At 49.7% G+C, this 3,478-nt stretch carries 2 protein-coding genes; both read right to left on the bottom strand.

Features of this window, described 5'->3' with window-relative positions; translation table 11 throughout:
* The coding region (locus ACWB0I_RS09050; protein WP_479387736.1) for a TolB family protein at positions 1-1,292 on the bottom strand (1,292 nt) is incomplete at its 3' end.
* A gap of 255 nt (positions 1,293-1,547) precedes the next feature.
* The coding region (locus ACWB0I_RS09055; RefSeq protein WP_479387737.1) for a T9SS type A sorting domain-containing protein at positions 1,548-3,478 on the bottom strand (1,931 nt) is incomplete at its 5' end.

Genomic DNA, 3,478 nt, shown 5'->3' on the forward strand with positions numbered 1-3,478 from the left:
ACCACCTTTTTCCCGTCATGGCTAAAATCCGGATTCCGCCCGCGCAAATTTTTAGTTAAACGGATTTCCTTTTCTTGTTGTACATCGTAAACAAATAGATCGTTAAACGCCGAACCGTGGCTGTTGCGCTTTTGCCGGGCGTAAATCAAATAGCGGCTGTCGGGCGACCAGCTTAAAGAAGACGAGATGTTCTGGCTAATCGTTTTCTTTTTAGCGCTTTGCCGATTGTACAAAATCAAACGATTTAAACTGAAGTAGTCTTCACCGGCGTTGGAGACATAAGCTATCCACTTTCCATCCGGCGAAAAGACAGGATAGAGATTGGCGCTGCCTCTGGTCTCAATAGGCTTGCCTTTCACCTCGTGTTGTCTAATGACTGCCGTGCGTTGCAAATAGACCGTGGTCAAAGAATCCTTCCAGTCGTTGTACAATTGTTGAGCCGCAAGCCCTGTGGCTTCTTTTAAAGCCCCTTCAAAGGTCCAGTGTTTCCATTTGGCCGAATTCCTGGTAATCTTTTCCAGAACCGGCTCGCCAAAACGACGGGCTAAATAATTGACAAAGGAAAAGCCCAGATTGTAAGCCGATTCGTTGCCGTGGCTGCTTTTACCAAACACAGTCATGGAATTATAAGTCAACAACTGTTCGTGCAAAATCCGATCGCGGATGATCATCTCACGATTGGGATCGCGGTAATCATAGCGCGCGCCAGGCGCCTGGTGCTGGGCCGTGCCTTCGGCAAACCACACCGGAATATTGATGGAACTGATCGGATAACTGACCAGCACATTGGGAAAACCGCGCACCACGTCCTTACGCCGCTCCTTTTCGTAGCCAAACACCTGAAAAAAACCGTAAGGAAACAACAGATTGGTTTTAATCATTTTTTGGATAGAAATCATGTGCGTGAATTCGTGGGTCACCACATCCCGCAGCCAGTTTTTTGTGCCGCGCATGATGTAATCCAGATTGGAAGCCCAGATTTCAATTTTGTTGTCAAAAAAGAACGCGCCGCCGTTGGAGTAATCGTCCGTATCTTTAATAATGAAATGAATTTTGTCCTTGGGACGGTAATCGTACAGCCCGGTCACATGCGGATAAATCTCTTCGGCAATTTTACCCACCAGCAAGGCCGTGCGTTTGGTGCCCTGATGAAAGTGCACCACAAAGTGCTCGGTTTCAAACGATTGCCAGCGCAACTCCGGATGATTGTAATCGATAAATTGCGCCTGGATGGCTGAAATCCCTAAAACAAAAAAGATTAAAATGCTTGTTTTCCAGCCTTTGTGTGCCATTTAGAACCTTTCCATTACAGCTCAATTTTTAAATGCCTTTTGAAGTACGAAGCGTAGCGCCTGAGACAAAAAGCAACCGTCGCATCTCAGTCAATTCCAGTGTCATTTCGAGCGCCCAGGCATCGCGTAGAAGAGCATTCTCTTGTTTTTGATGAGAACATAAGATTTCTCACTCCGATCAATCGGGATTCGAATTGACATTTAGGTGCATTTTGCAGAACGCCCGCCCCTGCTGACGTTAGAGCAGCGACCATTTTAATGCACGACCATGATTTTAATCAGCCGGCGTTCGGTTTTACCGCTCACGTCCGATTTTGCTTCTATCTGGCACAGGTAAACCCCGGATGGCACATCTTCCACATTCCAGACAAACTCGTTGTCCGTTTTCTCCAATCCGGACATCTCGCTTTCCGCTATCTTTGAACCTGCCAGGTCAAAGATTCTGATGGCCACATGGGCCGCTTCGTTCAAATAATAGCGGATGGTCGTAACATTACCCTGATTGGGATTGGGATAATTGTACACGCTGGCCTGGGGCAGCAGGGCGCCCGCTTGCACAGCCTGCCCCGCATCTTCAAAAATAAAAACGGCATTGGCTTCTGGATTTAGATTGGCCATCGGCCAGACCAGATGGGCGTTGTCTTTCGAATCCAGTTGCCACACGGTAAAGGTGCCCGAATCATTGACGGCGAACAATTCAAGGGAGCTGTCGTCATCCCATTGCAAAAGCATTGGCGTGTGGCTCAGATTTCCGCCAATGGTAACCGGAAAGCCCGGCAAAAGCATGCCTTTGATATTAAAGGCCAGCAGGCCGCCCGCTCTGGAAGCCACCAACAGCTCATTCTGCCCGTCCCCATCCAGATCAACAATCAAAGGCGAACCAATCAACTGATCCGCATGATTAAAAGCCACGTTGATGGGAAAATGATCGATCAGCGTGCCGTTAGTGTTCAGCGCAAAAATCTGATTTTGACTGTTAAAAACGATGTCGGCCGTGCCATTGCCATCCATATCGGCCAGCACCAAATCGCCAACCATCTGTGCGTCTGCGACAAAATGGCTAACCGTTTCCTGCTTTCTGATGGTGAACGCGGTCTTTCCCTGGTCGTTCAGGGCAAAAACAGCAATTTTTTGATTGTTGACGCGATCGATGATCAGCGCGACGAAATCGGCCGCCTGACCGGCGGGCCAGTCAAACTCCGGACTAAAGAACAGATCGCGTGCCTCTTTAAAGCCCGCTCGTTTTTCCAGCAAGGATAGCGTTGAGCCGCTGATCTCCATTTTGTACAGAGAGTCGTTGGCGCAACTGACCACAAACTGAGCCCCATTGGCCACAGGCTGGGCCAAAATTTGGTCCGGCGCCTGCCACTCCGGAAAGGTAAGCGGGCCGCTGTAGCGCGGGTCTACCACAGGAATGGCCCTTATTGTTTTTGAATAGGTGGCCAGCATCCAGTCGTAATTGCCGTCCCCATCGACATCCAGCGCCGTAAAATAGCGTACGGAATCCTGATCCGGTCCCGCTTCCATTGGCCCCCAAAAAAATTGATTGGGCGCATCTTCCTGCAGCAGCACCCATACCTCGCCAGAGGGAAGCCCCATGTAAAACCAGTTTTTTCCCTGGTGTTTAATGGCCGTGTAGGCGGTTATGGGCTGTTTCAGGCCATAGGGCATGCCTTCTTCCAGCATTTCCTTTTCAAAAGAGAAATGCATCACCCTATCTGTATTGGCGCTAAAATCATAAAGCCGGATGTGAGAGTAGGCATGATTCCAGTTAGACACGGTAGCCGGACGCGAAGTCGAGGAGAATTCGTTCTGGTACAATTCAAAATCTTTCAGATAGGTCGGGCGGTTTTTAAACCAGAAGTCGGCAAACCAGCCCAGGTCTTTGCCATAACCGGCGTCGAGCAGGGTGTAGCTCTGCCCGATATCTTGCGAACCGTCCGCTTCTTCCAGGTCCACGGCGCGCCAGGCGGGATCGTCATTAATCCGATTTAGTGGCCCCTTCTGGCGCAGTACGCGCTGATCGACATGCCAGATTAAAATACCCGAACCTGGCAGTCCCCAGTCGTAATTTTCCACGCTGGTCAAAACCCCGCTGGGGCCGATTTCAATGCGATCCGCGAAATGGGTCTTTAACAACTCCATGTAACTGGGCAATTGGTCCCGATTGTAAGCCAGTTCGTCGT

Source organism: Caldithrix sp., from assembly GCF_056497305.1.